General features: G+C 28.1%; 20 protein-coding genes. 14 read left to right on the top strand and 6 right to left on the bottom strand.

All coding sequences use genetic code 11. From position 1 onward, the window contains the following. Positions 1–56: 56 nt before the first annotated feature. The gene (locus tag KQI89_RS14080; protein ID WP_081923177.1) at positions 57–356 is read right to left on the bottom strand and encodes a PspC domain-containing protein; all 300 of its coding nucleotides are present in this window, start codon (positions 354–356) and stop codon (positions 57–59) included. 127 nt (positions 357–483) lie between these two features. On the opposite strand from KQI89_RS14080, the gene KQI89_RS14075 reads away from it, so the two are divergent. The 5 genes from KQI89_RS14075 to thiE all read left to right on the top strand — a co-directional run bounded on the left by KQI89_RS14075 (position 484) and on the right by thiE (position 5186). Next, positions 484–1149 (top strand): HD domain-containing protein, encoded by a 666-nt coding sequence (locus KQI89_RS14075; protein WP_216457577.1) that lies wholly within the window; start codon positions 484–486, stop codon positions 1147–1149. Positions 1150–1299: 150 nt separating this feature from the next. Next, positions 1300–1989, top strand: a complete 690-nt coding sequence (locus KQI89_RS14070) for a TVP38/TMEM64 family protein (protein ID WP_216457576.1) — start codon at positions 1300–1302, stop codon at positions 1987–1989. 215 nt (positions 1990–2204) lie between these two features. Beyond that, positions 2205–3344 (top strand): cysteine desulfurase family protein, encoded by a 1140-nt coding sequence (locus tag KQI89_RS14065; RefSeq protein ID WP_216457575.1) that lies wholly within the window; start codon positions 2205–2207, stop codon positions 3342–3344. Continuing rightward, positions 3341–4486 (top strand): tRNA uracil 4-sulfurtransferase ThiI, encoded by a 1146-nt coding sequence (gene thiI, locus KQI89_RS14060; protein WP_216457574.1) that lies wholly within the window; start codon positions 3341–3343, stop codon positions 4484–4486. The genes KQI89_RS14065 and thiI overlap by 4 nt, the downstream gene beginning before the upstream one ends. A 37-nt stretch (positions 4487–4523) precedes the next feature. Next, on the top strand, positions 4524–5186 hold the full coding sequence (gene thiE / locus KQI89_RS14055; protein WP_216457573.1) for a thiamine phosphate synthase: 663 nt from the start codon (positions 4524–4526) through the stop codon (positions 5184–5186). A 239-nt stretch (positions 5187–5425) separates the two neighbouring features. Here the strand turns inward: thiE and KQI89_RS14050 are convergent, their stop codons facing one another. The 3 genes from KQI89_RS14050 to KQI89_RS14040 are packed head-to-tail and all read right to left on the bottom strand — an operon-like array spanning position 5426 to position 9093. Continuing rightward, positions 5426–6550: a Ger(x)C family spore germination C-terminal domain-containing protein gene (locus KQI89_RS14050; protein ID WP_216457572.1), complete on the bottom strand. Its 1125-nt coding sequence runs from the start codon at positions 6548–6550 to the stop codon at positions 5426–5428. Continuing rightward, positions 6537–7619 (bottom strand): GerAB/ArcD/ProY family transporter, encoded by a 1083-nt coding sequence (locus tag KQI89_RS14045; RefSeq protein ID WP_216457571.1) that lies wholly within the window; start codon positions 7617–7619, stop codon positions 6537–6539. The genes KQI89_RS14050 and KQI89_RS14045 overlap by 14 nt, the downstream gene beginning before the upstream one ends. Before the next feature lies 1 nt (position 7620). After that, complete coding sequence (locus KQI89_RS14040; protein ID WP_216457570.1) at positions 7621–9093, bottom strand: spore germination protein; 1473 nt, start codon at positions 9091–9093, stop codon at positions 7621–7623. Between the two features lie 394 nt (positions 9094–9487). Here KQI89_RS14040 and KQI89_RS14035 point away from each other — a divergent pair, with 394 nt between their 5' ends. The 5 genes from KQI89_RS14035 (at position 9488) to KQI89_RS14015 (ending at position 14727) form a co-directional block, all read left to right on the top strand. After that, positions 9488–9895 carry a hypothetical protein gene (locus KQI89_RS14035; protein ID WP_216457569.1) on the top strand — a complete coding sequence of 136 codons (408 nt, stop codon included), beginning with the start codon at positions 9488–9490 and terminating at the stop codon, positions 9893–9895. A gap of 176 nt (positions 9896–10071) precedes the next feature. Next, a complete protein-coding gene (locus tag KQI89_RS14030) occupies positions 10072–11289 on the top strand; it encodes a MerR family transcriptional regulator (protein ID WP_216457568.1) in 1218 nt (405 codons plus the stop codon). Positions 11290–11399: 110 nt separating this feature from the next. Continuing rightward, on the top strand, positions 11400–12641 hold the full coding sequence (locus tag KQI89_RS14025; protein WP_216457567.1) for an MFS transporter: 1242 nt from the start codon (positions 11400–11402) through the stop codon (positions 12639–12641). 207 nt (positions 12642–12848) lie between these two features. Further along, positions 12849–14147 carry a murein hydrolase activator EnvC family protein gene (locus KQI89_RS17940; RefSeq protein WP_281418325.1) on the top strand — a complete coding sequence of 433 codons (1299 nt, stop codon included), beginning with the start codon at positions 12849–12851 and terminating at the stop codon, positions 14145–14147. Positions 14148–14532: 385 nt separating this feature from the next. Then, a complete protein-coding gene (locus KQI89_RS14015; RefSeq protein ID WP_216457566.1) occupies positions 14533–14727 on the top strand; it encodes a DUF4250 domain-containing protein in 195 nt (64 codons plus the stop codon). Between the two features lie 59 nt (positions 14728–14786). Here KQI89_RS14015 and KQI89_RS14010 read toward each other — a convergent pair whose 3' ends face one another. Then, entirely contained in the window at positions 14787–15515 is a 729-nt protein-coding gene (locus tag KQI89_RS14010; RefSeq protein ID WP_216457565.1) for a L,D-transpeptidase family protein, read from the bottom strand. Positions 15516–15669: 154 nt separating this feature from the next. Here KQI89_RS14010 and KQI89_RS14005 point away from each other — a divergent pair, with 154 nt between their 5' ends. The 3 genes from KQI89_RS14005 (at position 15670) to KQI89_RS13995 (ending at position 18178) form a co-directional block, all read left to right on the top strand. Continuing rightward, a complete protein-coding gene (locus KQI89_RS14005; RefSeq protein WP_216457564.1) occupies positions 15670–15849 on the top strand; it encodes a hypothetical protein in 180 nt (59 codons plus the stop codon). Between the two features lie 271 nt (positions 15850–16120). Further along, entirely contained in the window at positions 16121–17494 is a 1374-nt protein-coding gene (locus KQI89_RS14000) for an APC family permease (protein ID WP_216457563.1), read from the top strand. A gap of 141 nt (positions 17495–17635) precedes the next feature. Next, complete coding sequence (locus tag KQI89_RS13995) at positions 17636–18178, top strand: DUF2680 domain-containing protein (RefSeq protein WP_216457562.1); 543 nt, start codon at positions 17636–17638, stop codon at positions 18176–18178. A gap of 90 nt (positions 18179–18268) precedes the next feature. On the opposite strand, the gene KQI89_RS13990 is transcribed toward KQI89_RS13995, so the two are convergent. Further along, positions 18269–18688, bottom strand: a complete 420-nt coding sequence (locus KQI89_RS13990) for a bacteriohemerythrin (protein ID WP_032120788.1) — start codon at positions 18686–18688, stop codon at positions 18269–18271. Positions 18689–19002: 314 nt separating this feature from the next. On the opposite strand from KQI89_RS13990, the gene KQI89_RS13985 reads away from it, so the two are divergent. Continuing rightward, positions 19003–19803 carry a hypothetical protein gene (locus KQI89_RS13985; RefSeq protein WP_216457561.1) on the top strand — a complete coding sequence of 267 codons (801 nt, stop codon included), beginning with the start codon at positions 19003–19005 and terminating at the stop codon, positions 19801–19803. Positions 19804–19855: the final 52 nt, after the last annotated feature.

Below are 19855 nucleotides of genomic sequence, written 5' to 3'. Positions count from 1 at the left end.
TTAAAAGAATATTAAAGTAAAAAATAGCTTGCACAGCTAATGTGCAAGCTTTAATTTTAGCTATTCATATCATTATTGTTATTATTTCCTTTGTTTTCACTTTTTGTCTCATAATAATCTACATCTTCAAAAGGTTTATTGAAGTTTGGATCCCTATTAACTAAATCTTTTTTGTCTGGCAAAATTGCAGCAGCTGCTATATAAAGTATAACTCCAGTGAACCAAAAGAAGCCTAGAGCAAGCCAAACCAATCTTACTATGGATACATCTATACTTAAATATTCAGCAGTTCCAGCGCAAACACCAGAAATCATTGATTGTTCTTTTATTTTATATAATCTTTTATTATTTGACATTTAAATCTCCTCCAAAAATAATTTGTTTTATACTTAACTTATGATTATATTATATAATTAAAAATGTATTATAACTAGTTATCATGGTAATAATTTAATATGACTACAGTAATAGAAGGAGAAAAATATGAAAGAAATTTATGGTAAAATAGATGAAATATTGATTAACGAAGAAAGACCATCTTTTGAGCTAAATAAAATGTTGGTTGATGAAGAGTTAGACATGGAACCTTTTAAGGTTTTATCAAAGCTTAAGGACATACCTCAAGAATTAAAATATCATCCAGAGGGTAATGTGTGGAATCATGTCATGCTTGTTATAGATAGAGGAGCTAGCTATAAAAAATATAGTAAGGATCAAAGAAGATTTATGTGGTCACTGTTACTTCATGATATAGGAAAAATAAGTACAACTAAACTGAGAAAAGGTAGGATAACCTCTTATGACCATGATAAAGTAGGAAAAGAAATGGTATTAGAATTTTTTAGTTATTTTCAGGAGGAAGAAAGTTTTGTTAAAGAAGTAGCCTCTCTTGTAAGATGGCATATGCAAGCTCTTTTTGTAACAAATGGCCTACCTTTTGCTGATATAAATTCTATGATAAAAGAAGTAGACTTGAAAGATATAACACTTATAAGTATATGCGATAGACTCGGCAGAGGTAGATTAGATGATGAAAAAGTAAACAAAACCTACGAAGTTATACAAAATTTTGTAGATATCGTTTCCAGTAAAGGAAATTTAAAGGGATTTAATATTTATGAGGAATTTAATATAAATACATTTATGTAGAATATGAAATAGGTAAATATATTTTTATCTGAGCATTTAATGAAATTTTCGAATATTTGTAAATTATTTAAGTAAAATTTAAGATTCTTACAATATATTTTTAATATATAAATGATAATATATATGTAATAAAAAATTGGAGGACAATTTATGAGGTACAAAGGAATATTTAGTGTTAAAAACTTATTGATACTTACAACTGTAGTATTATCATTTATATTGTTATATATTTTTAGAGAAAACATAAATGTGTTTATGAATTTACTAAGAGATAAAGAAAGGTTAAAGGTTTACTTAGATTCCTTTGGAACTTTAGGAATGCTTGTGTTTTTTATAATGCAGATAATCCAGGTTGTAATATTTTTTATACCAGGAGAGGTTATACAGGCAGCAGGAGGATATGTTTTTGGAACCTTTTTAGGAACCCTTTTATCCATTGGAGGTATAACAGTAGGCTCTATTATTTTATTTGCTATTTCTAAAAAGTTTGGAATGCCTTTGGTGAATAAATTTATGTCTAAGAAGAATTTTCATAAGTTAGAAAAACTACTTAATAATAAAAAAATAAACTTAATAGTTTTTTTATTATACCTTATACCGGGTATACCTAAGGATTCCCTTATATTTGTATGTGGAGTATCGAGAATAGATCTTAAAAACTTTATAATATATTCAACTTTAGGAAGGATTCCAGCTTTGTTCCTATCTAGCCTTTTTGGTGCACAGGTAGCGGGAGGTAATCATTTTATAGCCATAACAATAGCTATTATAGCAACAACAGTTGTTTTAGTTGGTATAGTAAAAAGAGAATTTTTACTTAAAATTTTATCTGATATTTAATATAGTTTTTATTATTATAAAGTAGCTTCTTCTAAATTTTGAAGAGGCTCTTTATTTTTTATAAGTAAAAAATAATATAGTAAGAATAAAATTATTTTATCTTCAGGGTATATAGTAATAGGAATTTCTTAAAATAAATAGTAGATATATAAGATTATTATGTTTATAATTAATTAGTATAATTAGGAGACAATAATATAAAGTAGGTGATATAGATGGAAGTATATTTAGATAATAGTGCTACTACGAAACCTTATGATGAAGTAGTAGATGTATTAGCTTATACTATGAAAGAAGTATATGGAAACCCTTCTTCTGCCCATAGATTAGGTGTTATAGCAGAAAGAAAGTTGAATGAATCTAGAGAGACTATTGCAAAGATAATTAATTCTTCAAAGGAAGAGATTATATTTACCTCAGGTGGAAGTGAGAGTAATAATCTTGCTATAAAAGGACTGGTGGGACCTGGGAAACATATTATAACTTCTGCTATTGAACATTCTAGCGTTTTGAATACATTAAAAGAGTTAGAGACTGAGGGAGTTAAAATTACATATCTTTCTACGGATTCAAAGGGTAAAGTTAACTTGGAAGAATTAAAAAACAGCATAAATAAGGATACTGTATTAGTAACTATAATGCATGTAAATAACGAAATAGGTGTCATTCAAGATCTAAAGAGTATTGGAAGTATAATCAAGGAAAATAGCAGTAGAGCTAAATTTCATGTTGATGCAGTACAAAGCTTTGGTAAGTTAAATATAGATGTAAAAGAATGCAAAATAGATATGCTGTCTGCTAGTGGTCATAAAATCCATGGACCTAGAGGAATTGGATTTTTATATATTAAAAAGGGGCTTAATCCTAAACCTATTATAGAAGGTGGTGGACAAGAAAGAGGATTTAGAGCTGGAACGGAAAATGTAGCTTCATCTGCAGCCTTAGCCTTAGCTAGTAAAATCATGAAGGATAATATGGATGAGAATTATTCTAGAGTTGAAGATATTAAGGCTTATTTTATTGAAGGGTTAAAGAACATAAGTGATATAAGAATTAACAGTCCCTTAGGTGAAGATTTTACTCCTTATATATTAAATATAAGCTTTATAGGAGTAAGAGGAGAAGTATTGCTACACGCTTTAGAGGATAAAGGCATTTTTGTATCTACAGGTTCTGCTTGTTCATCTAAAAATGTCAAGCATAGTAGAATATTAGGTGCTCTTTCTATACCAAGCAAGTACTTAGAAGGTGCTATAAGATTTAGCTTTTCAGAGTTTACTACAAGAGAAGAAATAGATTATACTTTAGGGATTTTATCAAAGTCACTTGAATTTTTAAGGAGAGTTAAAATATGAAAAAAGTAATATTAGTAAAATATGCATCAGAAATATTTCTTAAAGGACTAAATAGAAATAAATTTGAAAAAAAATTAAAAGATAATATAAAAAAGGTGTTAAAAGACATTGATTATAAATTTATAATGGATCAAAATAGATGGTTTATAGGTGGAGAAGATCTTGAAGGAATAATAGAGAGAGTAAAGAAAGTCTTTGGAGTATCAGAACTTTGTATTGTTAGAATGATTCCAGCAGAAATGGAAGAGATCAAGGCACAATGCTTAGAAATTATGAAAGAAGTAAGCCCTGAAACCTTTAAGGTAGAGACTAAGAGAGCGGATAAGCGTTTTCCTATGAATTCAATGGAAGTTAGTAGAGAGTTGGGTTCTTTTATATTATCTAATATGGAGGATATAAAGGTTGATGTTAATAAACCACAGCATGTATTACAGGTAGAAATAAGAGGAAATGCTTATGTGTATGAAAAAAAGGTAAAGGCTGTAGGTGGAATGCCTTATGGTATGAATGGAAGTACTATGCTTATGCTATCTGGAGGAATTGACTCTCCTGTTGCTGGGTACCTAGTGGGAAGAAGAGGTGTGGAGTTAAACTGTGTATATTATCATAGTTCACCTTATACTAGTGAAAGAGCTAAAGAGAAGGTAAAAGATTTAGCAAAAATATTATCTTCGTATACAGGACGTATAAATCTATATGTAGCACCTTTTACTAATATACAAATGAGTATAATTGAAAAATGTAGAGAAGATGAACTTACTATAATAATGAGAAGATTCATGATGAGATTAGCTTGTGAACTTGCAGAAATAAAGGGTATAGCTTCTGTAACTACAGGAGAGAGCGTAGGTCAAGTGGCTAGCCAAACCATGGAAGCTTTAATAGTTAGCGATGATGTATCTGATAGACCAGTATTCAGACCATTAATAGCTATGGATAAAAATGATATAATGGATATAGCTAAAGAAATAGGAACCTTTGAAACTTCAATATTACCTTATGAGGATTGTTGTACAATATTTGTTCCAAAGCATCCTAAGACTAAACCAAGACTTAAGGAAATAATGAAATCAGAAGAAGCATTAGATATAGAAGCCTTAGTTAAGGAAGCTATAGATAATACAGAGCTTATTGTCCTTTAAAAAACTATTTGAATTTATTGAAAAGGGGAGAGGTTATATGAGAGTTATTAAAGATAAAAAATATTTTAGAGAAAATCTGAGACATATATTTGAAAACTCCATATATTCTATTAACGGAGAAGAGTTTTCAAAAGGTAGAAGTAACATAGAAATTGTTAAATCTATCATAGAATCAGAGGTTAAGATATTTCAATATAGAGAGAAGAAAAAGGGAAAAAGAGAGAAATATCTAGAGTGCATGGAAATAAGAAAGTTAACTAAAGATAATGGAGTGCTTTTTATTGTAAATGATGATATTGATATTGCACTTGCAGTAGAAGCTGATGGAGTTCATATTGGACAAAATGATATTCCCTATAAGGCTGTAAAATCTATAGCTCAGGATATGATTATAGGACTTTCAACTAATAATGAAGATCAAGCATTAGAAGCAGAAAAAATAGGAGTAGATTACATAGGGGTTGGACCAATATTTCCTACCACTACAAAGCTTGATGCAGCACCTACTGCGGGACTTAAATATTTAAAGTGGGTTTCAGAAAATATAAACATACCTCATGTAGCTATAGGGGGCATAAAAGAGAGTAACATATTACTTGCAAAAGAAAATGGTGCTATGAGCTATGCCATAATATCTGAAATTGTTGGAGCGGAAAATATAAAGGAAAAGGTTAAAAAGATACAGGATATAATAAAGTAAAAAATTATTTTTATATAGAAAAGCACATTGATTTTAATTAAATACTAATTAAGCCAGGAATCACTTGATATAATGAAGCCCTCTTAATGCTCATGTTTACTAGAAGGATGAGTATTAAAAGGGCTAAGTTTTTAGATAGGCTTAAACATAATTAAGGTAGAGTAAATCTAAAATTAAAATATAATCAAACTTTATAGGAAGATTTATGGAATAAGGTTTTGGTTATTTAGCCATTATTTTTATTTTTTAAAAAGCTTCGTACCACTATCAGGATCTATAGATTTTCCTCCACTTAAAATTTTTACATTTACATGAACATCTATCTTTGAATTAAGAAAATTTTCTTTAGAAATATAAGGACTTGTATCTCCAAATTTAGCTATTGCATATCTGGTTAAATCTAAACAATCGAATCTATAGTTGTTTTGTATAAGATTAATTTCATCCAAAAGCATATTTTTAACTTTATCCTCTAATGTTTTTTCAATTACCCTAGTATCATCGAAATATCCATAACTATTTTTTAATGAGTTTACTAAAATATAGCCCTTCATATTTATAAATATATCATATTTTAACTTATCTTCTTCTAAAGAAACTTTTACCTTTGAAGAGCTTTTTCCTTTAAAATCTATGTATTGTTGAGGATTGTCAGATAATATACTAAGGAATCCTTCACCATTTTTATTTCTTAATAGATTAATTAGTTTTGCTTCATCAAGAGGTACATATTTTATCATTTGATTACCTTCAAAAAGAGCTAACCCATTAACCTTAGGTTTATTATCTTCTATTTCTATATAGGGTAAAACTATATTCCTTCCATTTTGCCTTTCCATTAGCATTAAATCTATTACTTCATATCTATTGCTATAAAAATTGCTTTCATTTAGATTTTTTATTATACCATTGATGTGCTCCGATACAGAATAACTAGGAGGGGTTGGTATAGAAAATACAGTTTCACTATCTTGCTTTGAGACAATGATGTAAGCTCTCTCATTTCTAGAGGTATCTCTAATAAAAGAATCTAGAAGATCTTCTATACCAAGGCGAGCTCTATCTTCACTTAAGATATATATAACCTCTGCCCAGAGCCATTTCTTGCTGTTCTCCATTTGTCTTTCATTTTCAGAAGTGTATAAAGTTAAATCACTACCTGTTAAAGGAACTGAAGATAAATGACTATTACTTCTGTCAGATAAAATTTCAAAGGTGGCAGAATATTTTTTGCTATTTTCTGGATTTAAATCATTACCTATCCCAACTATTATGGATAATTTTTCAGCAGGAACAGCATTATAAAAGCTAATAAAAAAAAGGGGGATAAGGACTATAAAAAACAATAATTTATTGACGCGCATGATACTTATCCTCCTTCTTAAAAATTAAAATTATAGTGGACAGCGTTGATATGAATAAAATAGAAAAAAACACTATAGGAAACAGAGTATCATATATAAACATAGTAATAGCCCTATTACTTTCACTGGTTAAGTATAATGAAATTATGATTATATAATTTATAATGTAAGTTCTTTTTCTATTAAGGGTAAAGATATTTTCCAGCATATTTGAAAAGGTATAATGATTTATAGCTAGGGTAATTAATATAGAGGAACTCCAAATTAGCAAAAATGTAGATCTTAAATCTGAAAGTATAGGTAGTTCTACTAATTTAACCAAAAATAAAAGGGAATACTTGTACTTTGAAGTAAGTTCATAACCTAAATAATAGATTGTGACAAAGACTACAACAGTATATATAAACATTAGAAGTAAAAGGCATTTTATATTTTCTAAAAAAAGTTCTTTTTCCTTGGAAATATAGGGTTGAAAAAAATACGCGTTTTCACCTCCTTGATAGGCTAACATGGCATTAGGCGTAGCGTATAGTATATTTATCATATTGGTTGCTATGGGGGAGATATTTGAAAAAGATCCTTTAGTTATATAAATTAGGGGAATGAAGAAAATTATCAAAATAAAAGGTGTATTTATTTCAGTAAATCTTCCTAAACCACTTATACCGTTGTAAGAAGTTAAAATAGTAGTTAATATTACAGAAACTGCTATAAGCCAATTAGGTAAGAAATCTACAATGGTATATTTTACTATTTCTACATATGTACTTAAAGTTATAAATTGAACCAATATAGAATTTAAGATAAAAAGTATAATAACTACATTGCCTAAAAATTTACCATATATATTTATAAGAGAGTTTGTAAATGTCATATTTCCATGTTTTTTATGGAGATAAGAAGAATTAAATAATATTAATAAGGGTATAACTCCAGATATAAGTACTGATATCCATGCATCTTGTTTAGCAACCTTTGAGGTTTCATAAGCTAAAGATAATATACCTATACCTACAAAAGAATTTATTATTAGAGAATTATATTGATTCTGCGTTAATTGGTTATTCATATTATTGAGTACCATCCTTATTTTTTACTCTGAATAATTTACTTGATAGTTTATTTAATGAAGTTATCTTTTCTCTGAATATGCTGTCCTTAACCCCTGAAGATTTATACGGTGTTATTGGAGAAAGATAAGGAACTCCAAAAGAATTTGTATTTATAAGTATTAAAAGTATCAGATGAATACCTAATATTATTCCAAGTAACCCCAAAAGTTTAACTAAAATAAGCATGAAAAACCGTATAAGTCTTATAGATAAAGCCATTTGGTAATTAGGTATTAAAAAAGTACTAATAACACCTATGGCGACAATTACTAGGGTAGTAGGGCTTACAAGACCAGATCTTACCGCAGCATCTCCTAGTATTATTCCTCCTACAATAGCCAAAGTCTGTCCTATAGGTGATGGCAGCCTAATACCTCCTTCACGAAGAATTTCTACCAGTATTTCCATAGAAAGGACTTCTAAAAAAGGATTCAAGGGTATATTAAGTCTTGATTCTGATATTGTTTTTAATAAATTTAAAGGTATAAGTTGAGGATTATACTCTACATAACAAAGATAAATAGGAGATAAAAGGACTATAATAAGGGCACCCATTATTCGTAAAAATCTTTCAAAATTAGCTATTAAAATATTATTTGAATAATCCTCAAAGGCTTGAAAAAATTCTATAAAAACTACAGGTAATATTAAAACTTGAGGGGAACCATCTATAATTATTGCTACTTTACCTTGAAGGATATCAGATACTACTTTATCGGGAACTTCTGTAACTTTACCTTGAGGAAAAATATTATAAGTTCTCGGTTCTATATATTGAATTAAATATCCACTATCTGGCAGATAATCTATAGATAAAGAGGAAATCTTACCTTTTATATTATTTAATAAAGTTTCATCAGCAATACCGTCTACATATAATAAGGATATCCTTGTAGGACTCTTATTTGCTAAGGTATAATTTTCTATTTTAAGATTAGAGCTTCTTAATTTTTGTTGTATAAGAGCAATATTAGTATCTAGACTTTCTATAAAAGCATCTCTAGCGCCTCTTATAGTTCCTTCTAAAGTAGATTCACTAATGCTCCTATAATAACTATGAGGGGTCTTACAAAGAATACATTCATCGCAATTATCTATGAGTATGGCACAGTTTCCAAGAAGTAATGAAGAAGATATGGTAGATATATCTTTCACTATTTTTAAAGAAGAGGATAATATAATTTTTTTAGCAGCATATCGAGCTTTTTCTTCTATAGTATTAAAATCAATGTCCTTATTTAGTAAAAGAGGAGTTACAATGCTTTTTTCCATATGTTCTAAATTTGTTAATCCATCTACATAAATAATTGCACAAGAAGTATCCTTGTTTAAAGATAAAGTTCTTATTTCTAGATTCCTATTTTCACTATATTTAGATTTAATCAGTTTAATATTTTCATCTAGACTTAAAAGGAGATTATAAGAAGACATATAACAAAACTCCAATCATGATAAATTTTTACTATTAGGTTTTGTGTTTCTATGGAATAATATACTTATTAAGTTATTAATATTTTATTAAAGTTATTTTCTAAGTAGATATCCAAAATCTATGATTTAATCATAATGGCTTAAGCAGAGAACCAAAATCTATGATCTTGAATGAATGAGTTAATTAGATACCAAAACCTGCGGTTTGATGGTAGTTGGTTAATCATAAAACCAAGATTTGCAATTTTGAGCGAGTCCCTTACTTTTTGAGTGCTCATCTGTAGATGTAAAGATGAGTTTCTACAAGAAAAATTTACAGCTTGTAGTGTAATTTTCTCGTTAGTATAATATTATTGAGAATAAAATAAATTTTCAAAATTAAGGAGAGGGAAGTTTGAGATATTGCGAAGTATGTGGTAAGGGAAAAGCAGAATTGCACCATATTATATTTAAAAGTGAGGCAAGCTATATGGCTAATATAGCTATTAATTTTAAATATTTATGTGATAATTGTCATAGAGGGAAGAATGGACCGCATATGAATAATGATATAAATTTAAGGTATAAAAGAGAGCTACAAGATAATCTTTTCAATATCTTTAAAGAAAAAGATTATTTTAATGAGGAGGATATAAAAGAAAAACTATCTATTAGTACCAGCGAAGTTATAAGGTTATGCAGAAAACTCAAAAGATATAAAGAGGGATATAAGGTAGAAGACATAGTGAAGTTATGCATGGGAAATAAGTTGTACATGGAATCTTGGGAAAAAGAGATTTATGACTTAATAGGTTTTGTTTAGGCATAATTATGAGGGGATTTTAAAAGTAGATATAGAGGATCTGGCTCATATTCATAATTATTTCCCTTAATATAATTGAGAAAAACAGTAAAAGAGTATAGTTAATTTAATATAAAAAGGATATATTTATAAAGGTTTATTAAAATATAAGAAATTATTATATTTGGAGAAGGAAAATGAAGATAGGAAAATTTGCTAATAAAAACAACTTGAGTATTGATACTATAAGGCACTATATGGACATAGCCTTGATTATACCTAAAAAACTGGGAGGGCAATATGACTTTGATGAAAGATGCCAAAGGGACTTAGAGGATATATTAAGTTTTAAAGGTATGGGATTTACTCTAGGTGAAATCAAAGAAATTTTTATGTTTAAGAGATTTGGAAAACTTACTCCTTATCAGAATGAACACTGTTATAGAGAGATTTTTAATAATAAGTATCATGAGATTGAAGCTAAAATTATCCAATTAAAACATATGAAAGAAAGACTTGATGACAAGATAAAAAAACTTGGAGTTCAAGATAATAAAAAGAACTTTCAGATAGGAATAGATTTTAAAGCTTTAAATCTTTTTAGATGTTTAAGTTGTAATGGAGATTTAATGCTTCATGAAGGAAATATTAATAACAATCAAATTATCAATGGAAAGTTAAGGTGCCACTGTGGTGAGGAATATATAATTGAGGAAGGCATCTTAATATTAGGTAATAGATATATTCATGAAGATATAGATTCAGATTTTGATTATATAATAGATTATATAAATTTTACAGATGAAGATTATTTATCGAAGATGTATGAAACCTTAGAATGGGCAAATAAGAGAATAGACTTCAAGGAGCTAAAAAATAAGGTTATTCTTGAGTTGGGTTCTGGAATGGGCTTCTTCTTGAGGAATATATATAAGGACTTACCAGAAGACATATTATATATTGCGGTAGACCACTCTATAGCAAGGCATCGATTTTTAAAAAGCATGATTGAAATCACAGGAAGTAGAAAGAACATAGTATTTATTTGTTCAGACTTCTTAGAAATTCCAATAAAAGAAAAGAGTATAGATGTGGTTTTAGATATTTCAGGAAGCAGCAATTATGGATTTGAAAAAGAAGAATTTTTACTGAAATTAATAGATTGTTATGTAAAAGAAGATGCTTATTTGATTGGTAATTATATCTTATTTAAAAACTTTACTTTCAATAGTTTTATAGAGCAAAGATATAGAAAAAATTTCATCTTAAATAACATAAAGAATGAAATAAAGAAGCTTAATTACAACTTAATTGAGGAGAAGATGTCTGATTATATAGATAAGGGCGGAAAGTATGAAAGCTATTTTAATGAAGGTGAAAGAGTTTATGGATATTCTTTCTATGGTAAAAGGTAGGGTTAACCCTATCTTTTATTTATTTTATAGTAAAAAAACTTTTATTTATATATTGAGGTTGTCTATAGCCGATTATGTACAATTAAATTAAAATCATAGGAGGTTATAGTATGTTAGAATCAAGTGTTTATTTAAAGGAAGCTTTTGATAAAAAAGAAATACCAAATATTTTACTATATTCTATAGGAAATCTTATTTCCATGTTTGGAACATCTATATATAACTTTTGCATAGCACTCTATGTATTAAAGCTTACAGGATCAGGATTATCTTTTTCAATAACTTTAATATTAGGAGTTATTTCAGCAGTTATAGTGAATCCCTTTGCGGGGGTACTTGCAGATAAGTTTAATAAAAAGACTATAGTAGTTATTATGGATTTACTAAATGGAGTGCTATTAATTACACTTTACTTTTTAAGCAGTATGAATGGATTAAATATATTAATGATTTATGTAAGTACTTTTATTTTAAATATATTTACAACTATCTATAATATAAGCTTTGAGTCAGCAAAACCTAATTTAGTTTCTGATAAAAGTCTTATGAAGATAAATTCTATAGGTAAAATAATAGATTCCATATCTTCTATTTTAGGTCCTATGTTAGGTGGGGTAGTTTTTGCATTTATGGATATAAGATTTTTCATAGCAATAAATGGAGTTTCTTTCATTATGTCAGGTATATTAGAGATATTTATAGATTTTAAGCTTAATTATGAAGAGAAAAATCTAGAGGAAATAGCCTTTATTGAAGGTATAAAAGCAGGGTTTAAATATATAAGAGAAAGAAAAAATGTTATAAAATTAGTGGGAATTATGATATATTTAAATTTCTTTATTGGACTTTCTATAAATGTACCTATGCCCTTTATAATAAATAATGTATTAAAATTAAGCACAAAAAGTTTTGGCATAATAGAAGGTGCATTTCCTGTAGGGATGATATTAGGTGCATTATTTGTTAACAAAGTAAATGAAAAATATCCTTATGATAAGCTATTAAAATTTATGATTAGGGTTTTAGCTATATGTATTTTGATGATAGGTATACCTATATTATTTAGCTATATAAAATTAAATGATACAACCTATTTGATATACTATGCCATAGTAATGGGAGTAATGGGAGTAACTATTGCATTTATAGACATACCTCTATTTTATATATTTCAAAATATAATACCAGATGAATATAGGGGGAGAGTATTAAGCTTAACATTGACTATGACAAAAGTTACCTTACCCTTGGCACTTATAATTTCTGGAAGTTTAATTAATTTAATTCCTTCTTATACTTTATCCTTAGTAGGAGGAGTATTACTCTTAATAATAAGTTATTTTTACAAATAAGTTTTTATAATCATAAGTGCAAATTAGAAAAAAGACGCTATTGCGTCTTTTTCTTCATAATTTCTTCATAAAAAACTAATATAAATAGAATAAATCAATATTCAACAGCTTTAAATTTATAATTTATAAAAATTTAATCAGGTTGTGACATTAAATTCAAAATATAGTATAATAAATTTAGTTAAACAGAGCAAAGGGGATGGTTTTTTGCTTAAAAAGAAATATTTATGTGTTTTAATGAGCATATCGTTGTTATTTACTTCCTTTAGCGTAGTTTCTGCTGCGCCTAGTTATGTTGATGAGAAGGAAAAACAAATTCAAGACAATAGCAATAAAATAAAAGATCTTGAGAATAGAAATAAAGAGATACCAGAAGTTCAAGATAAGCTAAAAAAAGATGTGGATTCACTTCAAGATCAGCTAGAACAGAAGGGAAAAGAACTAGAGGATGCAAAAACTAAAATAGGCTATTATGAGGGAGAAATTGGTGAACTTAAAAATAGCATGTCCGAGTTGCAAGGAAATATTAAGGATACAGAAAATAGTATAAAAGTAAAGACAGAAGAAATATCTAAAAAGCAACAAGAAGAAAAAGAAAAAGAGGAGATGCTTGGACAAAGGCTTAGAGGGATGTATATTAATAATCCAGCAGATGCTATATTAAAAACTATTCTAGATAGTGGTGATTTTCGTGATTTAATATCTAGAGTAACTAATATCAGTCGTATGATAAAGATGGACAAAGAACTTATTGAAGAAGTTAGAGTTATGAAAGAAAATCTAGAAAAGGACAGAAAAAATCTAGAGGAAGAACAGAATCAATTAAGCAAAAAGATGAATCAATTAAAATTAAGTAAAGAAAAATTAGAATTGATTCAAAAGGATTTATTAAAACAAAAAAGTAATAGTGAGAGTATAGTATCTCAATTAAATAGTATTGAAGAGAATAAAAAAGGACTTATAGTAAAACTAGATAAGGAAAAAACTCAAAACCAACAAGAAATCTCTAAATTAGTTGATTTTAATGATAAGGCAAGGGAACAAATAGATAATTTTATTAAAGAGCAAATTAATAATAATAAACCTTCTAAACCTGATGAAGATAAGAACCAAGGAAATTCATCAGGGTTCATAAGACCTGTTAGTGGTCCAATTACTTGCGCTTATGGTCCTAGAACTCACCCTATAACTGGTGCACAGGGATTTCATCATGGGGTAGACATTGGTGCAGGATATGGAACAGCAATAAAAGCGGCTCAAAGTGGGTACGTTGTAACTGCTACATATAATAGTATATATGGAAATATGGTTATTTTAAGTCATGGTAATGGTGTACAAACTGTATATGCTCATGCTCAAAGTCTTAATGTCTCTCAAGGACAGCAGGTTAAGCAAGGACAAACTATTGCGTATGTAGGCTCTACAGGTATGAGTACAGGACCACACTTACATTTTGAAGTAAGAATTAATGGAAGTGTAGTATCACCTATGTCTTATATACAATAATATAAAAAAACATAAATAAAGCGCTATTAAGCGCTTTATTTATTTTGCAAAAGTATATGTAAAGTACAGCATACTATGCTGTTGAGATTAAGGATTACAAAACAAGAGAATTATTTTAAGTATAATTTAGGATGTTTTTATATATTAATATTGTTATAATTAATATATAAATAAGTTGTAACAAAGTTATTAGAAGTCATCAATTGAAGTTTAGATTAAGGTAGAGTTTGTAACTAGAGTTTAGACTTAGTTGAGCTTATCTACACATGTAACGGCGATTATATCCTTCTTAGGAAGTAGAAATATTGGTTAAATAAAAAGAAAGGAAGTGAATGTTTAGTAAGATTGTGTACTTTTAGTATACTGTGTTACTAAGGATAAGGCTATGGATAAAGATTCACTAATAAAAATGGATCCTTATATGCTTATAAGCATATTAAATATGAAATTGAGAGATGAGTTTAATAATTTAGAGGATTTACTTAAAACCTATGATTTACAAGGTGAAGATCTTTTGGCAAAATTATTAAAAGTAGGATATGTGTACAGTAAAGATAATAATCAGTTTATAGAAGAATAAAAATAGAGTAGAGTTTCAAAAGGATATATTAAAGAAACTCTACTTTAAATAGATAAAAACTAGTCTATGAGGTAAATTCCTAATCTATTATAAAAATTCATGTTTATTTCATCAGATATAGGCATTTTGTTGTCCTTTTGATATTTATGAATGGCATATTTTAAATCTTCACCATATACTCCATTAATATAACCCTTAAAGTAACCTTTTTCTTTTAATATTTGTTGAAGGGCATACACATCAGAGCCAGTCATACCAGGTTTTATACTTCTTAAGTATTCTCCAAAGGCACCAAAAGGACCACCCCATATAATCACATTAGTTCCAATAGGGACGTATTCATATAACTCTGCCACATCATCATTTTTCATTCTTATGCAACCTTTAGAAGAGTTCCAACCTATAGAGTTAGGATAAATGGTTCCATGAATACCATACTTTCCCCAGGGAACATTGAATCCCATCCACCTTCCTCCAAAGCCTTCTCCCCAAGTATCTTTACTTATTATTTTCCATGTACCTATTGGAGAGGGTGTAGATGGTTTTCCTCCTGCACACCTATAAGTTTTGATTAAATTTCCTTCTTGAAATACAGATAGGGTATTTGTTGTAATATCTACTACAATTACCATAGGCCTTTTTTTATTTAAGTTCTGTACCCCTAAATCTTTTGTCTTTATATTTTCGTACTTTGAATAACTTTTATATATTAAGATTATTTCAAAGGATAAAATAATTACTAGTACAAATATTATTTTATAGAAAAAAGGAAGTGGTTTTTTAAACATTAAATGAACCTTTCTAAAATCGTGTTTTATACTCTATATTTATGAATATAAACTGAAATATATAATCAAAATAATCTTTACTTAAAAAAAATATATGATAGTATATATTACATGAAAAGCAGTATCAAGTATTCTGTAGAAAGAGGGTATAAATATGATTGAAAAATTAAATACTATAGATGAATCACTTTTAAAAGACTCAGAGGAACATGGCTACGAAGAGTACACAACTAATGTATTTAAAGAAAAAGTACTAATATCTTTTGGAAACTCTTGTGGTTGTGGGAGAATTTCTAATGGAAATTTAAGTTGTGGTTGTAGGAATAAGAAATAGTTTATAAAATTGCCCTAAAGCTAAACAAGTATATAAGCTTTAGGGTAATTTTTAATCTTAAGCTTACATACTAAATCTGTGATTTGGTTATAGTCACTTACTCTTCGATTACCATCTGAAAGTATGAAGGGGAGTTTTGTATAACTTATATGATTTTATTATAAAAATATTAAGTAAATTTAACAGGAATATTTATAAAATTATATTGACTAAATATGCATGTGATTATAAAATAGCTAAGGTAATTTAATGAAAGAATAGAGGAATAGTAATGGAACAAAATGAGGAGCTAAAAAAAGAACTAGGTTTATTTATGGCTACTGCTTTAGTAGTAGGGAATATGATGGGATCAGGAATATTTATGTTACCTGCAACTTTAGCCCAAAAATCTGGACCGGGAGCCACCATGATGGCCTGGGGAATAACAGGAATTGGATCTATATTCTTAGCATTATCCTTTGCAAATTTGGGATCAATCATACCTAAAACTGGTGGGCCTTATGAATTTTCTAAGGTTGCCTTTGGGGATTTTGTGGGATTTATGAATGCTTGGCTTTATTGGAATGGATGTTGGATAGGAAATGCAGCTATAATAATTGCAGTAGCAAGTTATGTAGGTTTTTTATTTCCAGTTGTAGCAACAAACCCTATGTTAGGATTTATATGTACTTCATCTATACTATGGATATTTACACTATTAAATATTAAGGGTGTAAAGTTAGCGGCTAGGGTTCAAACAGCAAGCACCATAATTAAAATAGCCCTCTTTATATTTTTTGTTATTATAGCAGGTTTAAATTTTAATATTGTTAATATTACTCCGTTATTTCCAGAAGGAAAGGGACTAGAAACTGTGCCAGCGGCAGCTACTGCAACTCTTTGGGCATTTACTGGACTTGAAACAGCAGCTGTTACAGGAGGAGAGATTAAAAATGGAGAAAAAAATATAAAAAGAAGTACCATAATAGGTATGATTATTTCTACTATATTTTATATGTTAATAAGTTTTGCAGCCATGGGAGCAATGAGCCAAAACTCTTTAATTACTAGTAATGCTCCTCTTGTAGATATATTTTCTAGATATTTAGGATCAGGTGCGGGAATTTATATAGGAATTTTTGCCCTATTAAGTTTAGTAGGTACTACTATAGGATGGCTTTTATCTACAGCACGGGTGTCCTACGCAGCAGGAGTAGATGGTGTTTTTCCACATGTTTTTTCAAAGATTCATCCTAAATACAAAACACCATACGCTTCTCTTATAATAAGTGGTGTTTTGGTTAATATATTATTACTTATGAATTTTACTAAAGGTTTTGGAAGTGCATTTACTTTTGTATCCCTTTTAGCCACACTATCTTATCTTCCTATATATGCATTAGCTACTGCAGCTGAAATACTTTTAGTGGTTAAACATAAAAAAAAGATTAATATTTTAAATTTTATTAAAAGCTCAATAGTTCCTTTAATGGGATTTATATATGCATTATGGACTATATATGGTTCAGGAGCTGAAACTGTAATGTATGGTTTTTTATTATTGCTTTCAGGTATACCTTTCTATTTATATATGAATATAAAGAATAGATCTATTAAAACAGAAGTGAAGAAGGAAAATTTAAATAATTTGGATATGCCTATTTAATATTTTTAGATAATTAACTTAGTTTTCACAAATCCATCAAAATTATCTCATATATATATCAAATATTGTGGGTAATATAAAAGTAAGGACAAAAACTTATATTACTTATTAAAATTGCTAATATATTAGGAGGTAATTATTATGAAAAATAAAAAAATAATAGCGGCTTTAGTACTTTCTATAACAATGGGAATAGGAGCAAGGGCATATGCAGACACTAGCCTAGGTGTTGTTAATGACAATAATAAGCCTATTGAAAAAAGCTATGAAGGAAAGGTTAGAAACCAATGCAATAAATTAGGTGCTGGAAGATTAGTTGGTAAAAAAGGATACGAATTTAAATTAGAGGCCTTAGCAAAGAAATTAAATATGTCTATAGATGAGCTTAGTAAACTAAGAGCGGAAGGTAAGACTTTTTATCAAATAGCCAAAGAAAAAGGTTTAAGTGATGAAGATTATAAAAGTGTTATGAAAGAAGCAAGAATGGCAACTATAGATAAGGCTATAGAGGAAGGTAAAATCACAAAAGAACAAGGAGATGAAATTAAAGCAAAAATAGAAGAAAATATGAAAAATTGTATCCCAGGAGAAGAAAATTCAAAAAAAGAAAAAGGTGGATGCCCAAAAATCAATGAGGGTAAAAAAGGTAATGGTACGGGAAAGAGCCAAAATAAGGGAGAATAGTTAACAATTAAATAATAAATAATGAAGTAAGAGGTTTAAAATTAAAGTTTCTCAAAGATAGGCTTTGAGAAACTTCTTTATTTTTATTATTTAATATATTCCTTTTTCGTTAAGAATAGGTTTATATCTCATATCAGTTTTTAATATGTGATTACTTATCCAATCTAGTAAAAAGGAAAGTGTATTTATCATTGCGTTTTTTTGATTTATATAAATGTCTCCACCAGATTCCAATTGTACTAACTTATCTATAAAAGCATCGTGTTGAGCTTTATGAGCACCAATGTCTTCATATCCATTAGCACGCATCAATTCTTCTTCATATCTAAAATGATATATAGTATAGTATTTTAATTCTTTAAAAACTTCTTTTATTTCATCGTAATGGTCTTCAAGAGAATCATAACCTTTTATATAAGATGATAGTTTATTACCTATTTTAAATAATTCTTTATGCTGGTCATCTATTTCTTTAATGTTTACGCTATAACTTTCTTTCCAATCAAACATAAATATCCTCCATAATAACATAGTACTTTAATTAATTATATCATAAAAGTATGAAAAAAATGTAGAATTAAGAATAAGTTGTTAAATATATATTAATAAAGTTAGCTATACAAAAATTTAAGGTATCTTGAAAAACAAATATATAAATGCTATAATTCATTGACAATGGAAATATATTTGAATTTTCGTAGTTATTTTCGGTATAATAAAATAAGATTTATATGGATAATAAGATTAATTGTAAGTTATAATATTTGTTAAGATCATTAATTAAAAATTTAATTTATAATATATATCACTAGGGGGGAAGTGTAGTGGGAAAGCCTAGTATATTCAGTAAGGATTATGAAAGAAAAATGAAGAGAAGAAAATTCAAAATACTATTTATAGGATTAATTGTAGCTTTAGTTGTGGGAACTATATTATGTAGTGGATATATATCTAATTTTATACAGGAAACAAAAAAACAATATTTAGCTGATAAACAAAAGGAAGAAGAAAAAGAAAAAGAAGTTTTAGATAAAAATAAGGATAGCAGTGAAGAGAGTTCTTTAATTAAAGAAGAAAAGGATATAGCTAAAGAAGAACAACTTTACTATGAAATAAAACTCACTGATGATACTATAGTAAAGCTTGTATATGAAGGAAAAGACGAAAATATAAAATATAAATTCGCCGAAACTGATGGTAATAAAATATATTTTGATATAAATCCTTCAGGGAAAAAGCTTCTTATTTATGAGGAGGGTACTCAAAATCTATTTATTTATGATACAAATGGTAATTATGTAGATGGAACTATGAAAAATTTCACTTCAGGTTCTGCTGGTAAAACTTTTGATAAAGATACAGAGCTTGGTAAAAATCCTTCATATATCTGGTGTGGTATGCCAAAATTCTATAGTGATACACAGATAGCATTTATAAGTCAACTTCCTTGGTTTGGAAAGGAAGATAAATATATATGGACCTTGGATTTAGATGCAAAATCATATAACAATACTAATATTCAAGGAAGAAATATAATTATAAATGGAATGCAAGATAAAGGATTAGAGATAAGTTTAGATGGAGTTTTAAACTATATGACAAAGGATGGAAACATTGTTCAATAATGAAAATTAGATTTAGTTGGTAAAAAAGTCTATAGCCGAGCCTTAATTCGAA

Origin of the sequence: Clostridium simiarum, from assembly GCF_018919175.1 — a bacterium.
GTDB classification, from domain to species: Bacteria; Bacillota; Clostridia; order Clostridiales; family Clostridiaceae; genus Clostridium_L; species Clostridium_L simiarum.
This window is presented reverse-complemented; position numbering and strand designations above follow the sequence as displayed.